The organism is Caulobacter sp. FG7, assembly GCF_057808875.1.
Genome location: NZ_JBMDIW010000025.1, coordinates 60,760 through 67,179, shown reverse-complemented (window position 1 = coordinate 67,179; position 6,420 = coordinate 60,760). Strand labels below are relative to the sequence as shown.

At 69.5% G+C, this 6,420-nt stretch carries 7 protein-coding genes and 2 tRNA genes; 5 read left to right on the top strand and 4 right to left on the bottom strand.

The genetic code is table 11. From position 1 onward, the window contains the following. Positions 1-161: 161 nt before the first annotated feature. The gene (locus tag ACODR1_RS19135; RefSeq protein ID WP_101716738.1) at positions 162-593 is read right to left on the bottom strand and encodes an acyl-CoA thioesterase; all 432 of its coding nucleotides are present in this window, start codon (positions 591-593) and stop codon (positions 162-164) included. A 15-nt stretch (positions 594-608) separates the two neighbouring features. Then, a complete protein-coding gene (locus tag ACODR1_RS19130; RefSeq protein ID WP_101716739.1) occupies positions 609-890 on the bottom strand; it encodes a zinc-finger domain-containing protein in 282 nt (93 codons plus the stop codon). 144 nt (positions 891-1,034) lie between these two features. On the opposite strand from ACODR1_RS19130, the gene ACODR1_RS19125 reads away from it, so the two are divergent. Then, the gene (locus ACODR1_RS19125; RefSeq protein ID WP_488881872.1) at positions 1,035-1,997 is read left to right on the top strand and encodes an ABC transporter ATP-binding protein; all 963 of its coding nucleotides are present in this window, start codon (positions 1,035-1,037) and stop codon (positions 1,995-1,997) included. Positions 1,998-2,110: 113 nt separating this feature from the next. Here ACODR1_RS19125 and ACODR1_RS19120 read toward each other — a convergent pair whose 3' ends face one another. After that, complete coding sequence (locus ACODR1_RS19120) at positions 2,111-3,016, bottom strand: 5'-methylthioadenosine/S-adenosylhomocysteine nucleosidase (protein WP_488881871.1); 906 nt, start codon at positions 3,014-3,016, stop codon at positions 2,111-2,113. Positions 3,017-3,153: 137 nt separating this feature from the next. Here ACODR1_RS19120 and ACODR1_RS19115 point away from each other — a divergent pair, with 137 nt between their 5' ends. From ACODR1_RS19115 to ACODR1_RS19100, 4 genes are all read left to right on the top strand, one after another. Further along, entirely contained in the window at positions 3,154-4,206 is a 1,053-nt protein-coding gene (locus ACODR1_RS19115) for a purine nucleoside permease (protein WP_488881870.1), read from the top strand. 3 nt (positions 4,207-4,209) lie between these two features. Beyond that, positions 4,210-5,526 carry an NCS2 family permease gene (locus tag ACODR1_RS19110; protein WP_488881869.1) on the top strand — a complete coding sequence of 439 codons (1,317 nt, stop codon included), beginning with the start codon at positions 4,210-4,212 and terminating at the stop codon, positions 5,524-5,526. Positions 5,527-5,584: 58 nt separating this feature from the next. Then, positions 5,585-5,661: transfer RNA gene (locus ACODR1_RS19105), tRNA-Arg, on the top strand. A 20-nt stretch (positions 5,662-5,681) separates the two neighbouring features. Further along, positions 5,682-5,758: transfer RNA gene (locus ACODR1_RS19100), tRNA-Arg, on the top strand. A 40-nt stretch (positions 5,759-5,798) separates the two neighbouring features. Here ACODR1_RS19100 and ACODR1_RS19095 read toward each other — a convergent pair. Further along, the gene (locus ACODR1_RS19095; RefSeq protein ID WP_488881868.1) at positions 5,799-6,356 is read right to left on the bottom strand and encodes a DUF1353 domain-containing protein; all 558 of its coding nucleotides are present in this window, start codon (positions 6,354-6,356) and stop codon (positions 5,799-5,801) included. Positions 6,357-6,420: the final 64 nt, after the last annotated feature.

Below are 6,420 nucleotides of genomic sequence, written 5' to 3'. Positions count from 1 at the left end.
CGCCGCCGCGAAGGCGTGGCCAAGGGGCTGGAGTAGAAATCCTCCCCCTGAAGGGGGAGGTGGCCCGAAGGGCCGGAGGGGGAAGCGGCTGCTGAAGCGCCGCGATCACTTCCCCCTCAGTCGGCTTCGCCGACAGCTCCCCCTTCAGGGGGAGCATCTTATCAAGGCAGCGGACGCGGCTTGCGGTCTTCGCCGATGGCCACGAACGTGAACACGCCCTGCGTCACCTTGTGGGCCTTTTCGCCGTCGCGGCGGCGGCGCCAGGCCTCGACCTCGACCTTCAGCGAGGTGCGCCCGGTGTGGATGATGCGGGCGAACAGGCTGACCTCGTCGCCGACGAACACCGGGCTGATGAACACCATGCCGTCGACGGCGATGGTCGCGCAGCGGCCGGCCGCCCGGTGAAAGGCGATCGAGGCCGCGGCCAGGTCCATCTGCGACAGCAGCCAGCCGCCGAAGATGTCGCCTTCGGGGTTGGTGTCCGACGGCATGGCGATGGCGCGCAGGACCGGCGGGTCGTGCGGCCACTCGGCGGCTTCCCACGCCTTGGCGAGGGTCTCGGCCCGCGGGCCGGTCAGCGAGGAATCGTCCATCTTGGCTAGACGGCCCTAGTGGCCGCTCGGGCCTTCGTAGACGCCGGGAGCCAGGCGCTCGTCCTCGTCGTGGCCGGCATGTTCGGCGGCGATGAAGCGGCGGTCGCAATAGGGGCAGTCGACCGAGCCGGCCGCGCCCATCTCCAGCCACACGCGCGGATGGCCCAGCGCGCCGCCGACGCCGTCGCAGGCGATGCGGTGCGAATGGACGTGGACGATCTCCGGCGCCGGGCCGGCGTTGACGGCGACGTCCATGGCGGTGGGGGCGGTCGGAGCTTCGGACTTGGCCTTGGCCATGGGGGAACTACCTTCGAATTCTGAGCGCGGCCTTGGCTAGGCGGCGAACGAGGCATACCTATGCGACGCGTCGGCGCCCCGTCAATTCGACGAAGCCGCGCACGCCCCTGTTTTCAAGGCCTTCCGCCCCCGATTGGACGCTTCATGGACCTGCCTGCCTACGCGATCGAAGCCGAGGGCCTGTTCAAGACCTATCCCGCCACCAAGACCGCGCCCGAAAAGCGCGCGCTGAACGGCATCGACCTGAAGGTGCCGCGCGGCTCGATCTTCGGCCTCCTGGGTCCCAACGGGGCGGGCAAGTCGACCTTCATCAACATCCTGGCCGGCCTGACCCGCAAGTCGAGCGGCACGGTCAGGATCTGGGGCCGCGACATCGACGAGCGCCCGCGTGACGCCCGCGCCGCCATCGGCGTGGTGCCGCAGGAGCTGGCGGCCGACGTCTTCTTCACGCCGCGCGAGTCGCTGGAAGTGCAGGCCGGCTATTACGGCGTGCCCAAGAGCGAGCGCCGCACCGACGAACTGCTCAACGCCCTGGGCCTGGGGGACAAGGCCAACGCCTATGTCCGCCAGCTGTCGGGCGGCATGAAGCGGCGCCTGATGGTGGCCAAAGCCATGGTCCACCAGCCGCCGGTGCTGATCCTCGACGAGCCGACCGCCGGCGTCGACGTCGAGCTGCGCCGCCAGCTGTGGGAATATGTGAAGGGCCTGCACGAGCTGGGCGTGACCATCGTGCTGACCACCCACTACCTGGAAGAGGCCCAGGAGCTGTGCGACCAGATCGCCATCGTCAACCGCGGCGAGGTGGTGGTGTGCGAGCCGACCCCGACCCTGCTGGGCCGCATGGACATCCGCAACGTGGTGGTGACGCCCGAGAGCCCCCTGGCGACGCCCCCGGCTCTGGAAGGCTTCGACACCAAGGGCCGCGCGGGCGGCGCCTTCTCGGTCAGCTACCGCACCGGCCAGTCGAGCGTCGAGCACGTGCTGGCCGCCGTGCGCGCGGCCGGCGTGTCGATCAAGGACATCGCCACCGAGGATCCCGACCTGGAGGATGTGTTCGTCTCGCTGACCTACGGCGACCCGAACGCCAAGGATCCGCTGAAGACGTAAGGGCGGGGAAGACCCCCTCCGGCCCTCTGGGCCACCTCCCCCAAAGGGGGGAGGATCTATCCGAGCAGATGCTCCCCCTTTGGGGGAGCTGTCGGCGAAGCCGACTGAGGGGGTCAGGGCAACGCCCTGACAAACGCCCGCACCACGGTCGCCGAATTGTCCGCCGCCAGCCGCAGGAACACCGGGAACTGGTTGGTCGCCGGATCGCCGCCGGCCAGGTCCGACAGGCTGCGGAAGGCGATGAACGGGGTCTTGTTGACATAGGCCACCTGGGCCACGGCGGCGCTTTCCATGTCGAGCACGCGGGCGCCGAAGGTCTTGTGGGCGTAGTCGCGGAAGGCGGCGTTGTCGACGAACACCGGACCCGAGCCGCCGGCCCCGCCGACCACCACCTTGGGCGGCTTGGTCAGGCACTGGTCGGCCGCGCAGCGCTTCAAGGCGAGGCCCTCCACCGACTTGCGGGCCAGGGCGATCAGTTCGGGATCGGCGGTGAAGGACAGCCGGTCCTCGGGCTTGGCCGGGTCCTGCGTCACCGTCACCGCGCGCGGATGCATCATGCCGAAATTGGGCAGGTCGCTGACCAGGCCCGGCGTGGGCTCAAAGCCGCCCGGAACCTCGCGGGCATAGGCCATTTCCGAGGTCTGGGCCCAGGTCTCGGGCGCCACCACGTCGCCGACCTCCAGCGTCGGATCCGCGCCGCCGGCCACGCCCGAGAACACGATGCGGGTGACGTGGAAGCGGTCCAGCGCGGCCTGGGTGGTCATGGCGGCGTTGACCATGCTGATGCCCGACAGGAAGAGCACCACCGGCTTGCCCTCCAGAGTGCCGGTCACGAAGCGCGTTCCGGCGGTCGTGAATTCCGTCTTGCCCGAGGTCGCCGCCTCCAGCGCCGCCATCTCCGGCGGGAAGGCGCTGACCACGGCGGTGCGCGGCGCGGCGTCCAGGCGCTCGGCGGCCTGGCTCGCCAGGGGCGCCAGCAGGGCGGCGCAGGTCAGGGCGAAGGTCGGGACGATACGCATGGAGAGGGCTTTCCGTGGTCGATTCGCGCGCACCCTAGCCCCGCGCGCGCCGACGCAGGAAGGCCCGGCGGCGAAGCTGTTGCATCCCCCGCCGCTTCCGACGATTTTCGCGCCGTTTTTGAAGTAGCGGGGCAGGCATGCGGGCTTGGATCTTGAGAACATTGGTCGCTCTGGCGGCGCTATTCGGAGCGGCCGCTCCGGCCTTGGCGGCGGGCAAGCCCATCCCGATCAAGGTCGTGGTCGTCACCACCTTCGAGATCGGCGCCGACACCGGCGACGTGGCCGGCGAGTTCCAGCCCTGGGTCGAGGGCTGGCCTCTGAAGCGCGAGATCAAGGTGCCGGGCATCCGCCACGTCGCCCGCTATTCCGACGACGGCGTGCTGGCCATCGTCAGCGACATGCGCGGCCGCACCCGTGAAAGCGTCGCGGCCCTGATCCTGTCCAGCCAGTTCGACCTCTCCAAAGCCTACTGGATCGTCAGCGGCATCGCCGGCGTCGATCCGGGCGCGGCTTCGGTCGGCAGCGCCGCCTGGGCCCGCTACGTCGTCGACGCCGATCCGATCTACGAGGTCGACGACCGCGAGATCCCGGCCGACTGGCCCTACGGCCTCTATTCCAACGACGCCGACCGCCCGAACGTGAAGGGCAAGGCCGAGGGCTCCAGCGCCATGGTCTGGACCCTGGATCGCGGCCTGGTCGACTGGGCCTACGACCTGACCAAGGGCGTCGTGCTGCCCGACAATCCCGACCTGCAGAAACTGCGCGCCGGCTACGCCAAGGAGCCCCAGGCCTTGCGCCCGCCGTTCGTGCTGCAGGGCGACGCCCTCGGCGCGGTGCGCTTCTGGCACGGCACGCATCGCACTCAGTGGGCCCGCGACTGGGTCAAGCTCTGGACCGACGGCGCGGGGACCTTCACCATGAGCGACTGCGAAGACCAGGGGATCCTCGACGTGCTCGACGCCCATGCCGACAGCGGCCGCATCGACCGGCGCCGGGTCCTGGTCCTGCGCACCGCCAGCAACTACACGCGCCCGCCGCTGGGCGAACCGACCTTCCCGCGCGTGCTGCACGACGACGGGGCCAAGGCCGCCTTCGAAGCCGAATTCCTGGTCGGGGGCGTCGTCGCCCGTGATCTCGTCAAGAACTGGGACCGCCGCGCGCTGGCCCTGCCCAAGGTTGGAGCCCGCTAAGCCATGCTCGAACGTCTCTTCAAGCTGCAGGCCCTGGGGACCAACGTCCGCACCGAGGTGCTGGCCGGCTTCACCACCTTCATGACCATGGCCTATATCGTCGTGGTCAATCCGGCGATCCTCAGCGAGACCGGCATGCCGATCGCCGCCGTGGCCGCCGCCACCTGCCTGGCGGCGGGCCTCGGCTCGATCCTGATGGGCCTGATCGCCAACTATCCGCTGGCGCTCGCGCCTGGCATGGGCCTCAACGCCTACTTCACCTACACCGTGGTCAAGGGCATGGGCGTGCCGTGGGAAACCGCGCTCGGCTGCGTGTTCATCTCGGGCGTGGCCTTCCTGATCCTGACCGTGGCCGGCATCCGCCAGATGATCGTGGCGGCCATCCCGCGGCCGCTGTTCTCGGCCGTCGCCGCGGGCGTGGGCCTGTTCATCGCCTTCATCGGCCTCAAGAGCGCCGGCGTCATCGTCGCCAACCCGGCCACCGCCGTGGCCCTGGGCGACCTGACCACGCCCTCGGCCGCCCTGGCCCTGATCGGCCTCGTCCTCATCGCCGCCCTGCAGGCCTGGCGGGTGAAGGGCGCGATCCTGATCGGCATCCTGCTGGCCGCGATCGCCGGCTGGCTGCTGGGCCTGTCGAAGTTCACGCCCGGCGCCTACAGCCTGTCGGACCTGTCGGCGACCTTCTTCAAGATGGACGTCGGCGCGGCCCTGCACCTGCAGGGCGGCATGGGCATCGCTCTGCTCGAGATCATCTTCGTCTTCCTGTTCGTCGACCTGTTCGACAATGTCGGCACCCTGGTCGCCGTCACCAAGAAGGCGGGCCTCGTCCAGCCCGACGGCACGATCCCGCGCCTCAACCGCATCCTCACCGCCGACTCCGCCGCCACCATGATCGGCGCCGCGGCCGGCACCAGCACCGTGTGCAGCTACATCGAGAGCGCCTCGGGCGTCACCGCCGGCGGCCGCACGGGCCTGACCGCCGTGGTCGTCGGGGTCCTGTTCCTGATCACCCTGTTCTTCGCCCCGCTGGTGCAGGCCATCCCGGCCGCCGCCACGGCCCCGGCCCTGGTCTTGGTGGGCGCGCTGATGATCGGCTCGCTGGCGGAAGTGGACTGGGCCGACCCGACCGTGGCCATCCCGGCCTTCCTGACGGTGATCACCATCCCGCTGACCTTCTCGATCGCCAATGGCCTGGCGTTCGGCATCACCAGCTACGCCGTGCTCAAGGCCGTGACCGGCAAGCTGCGCAAGAGCGACTGGCTGCTCGTCGTCCTGGCGGCGCTGTTCGTGATCCGCTTCGTCTATCTGGCGAAAGGCTGACCAAAACCCTTTGCGCGAGCGCGGCTTTCGGCTAAGACCGCGCTTCCGCAAGGCGGATGCACCCGTAGCTCAGCTGGATAGAGCGTTGCCCTCCGAAGGCAAAGGTCACACGTTCGAATCGTGTCGGGTGCGCCAGTCCTCTTGCCAAGAAATGCGCGCCCGTAGCTCAGCTGGATAGAGCATCAGACTACGAATCTGAGGGTCGGACGTTCGAATCGTTCCGGGCGCGCCACTTTCTCCCCGAGATAATTTCCAGTCTCCAGCCGGCGCGGCTAGGGGCGGTAGTCCGGGCGGGGCGGAACGGGCCAGTGCTGCTGGTAGCAGGCTTCGGCTGCGAACGGCGGGGGACGGCGATCGCCGGTTCGCCAGTCGCCGAAGGCCGTCGCCCAGGTGGCGGTCTCCTTGGCGTAGGCCCCGCCGCCGCCCAGTCGCACCGTCTGGTACATGATCGTGCGGCGCGGGCGGCTGACGCCCAGGTCCTCCATGGCGTCCAGGAAGACGCGGTCGGCGAAGGCGCGCCGCCCGGGTTCGCCGATCAGATAGAGCCAGTCGTGCAGGACGGCGGCCTTGGCGTGCCGGCCGAACGGCGGAAACACGCCCCGCGCGGCCGCGGGGATCGAGGCGAAGTCGGTGACATAGCCCTCGGGCACGTCGATCTGCGCCCCCGAAGCCGGGTGAATATAACGGAAGCCGAAGGTCACGATGGCGCAGGTGCGCCCTTCCTTCTCGTCCTGGCTGTCCAGCACCGCCACCACCAGCGGCCTGGGCATGGCCGGGAGATAGGCCTCCAGGCCCTCCTCGGTCGGCGGCGGAAGCGTCACGAAGGGCATGCCGATCCTTTCCGGTCGTGTCACGCGCACCGGTTGTCGCGAGCAATTCACAGTTGTGTCGTGC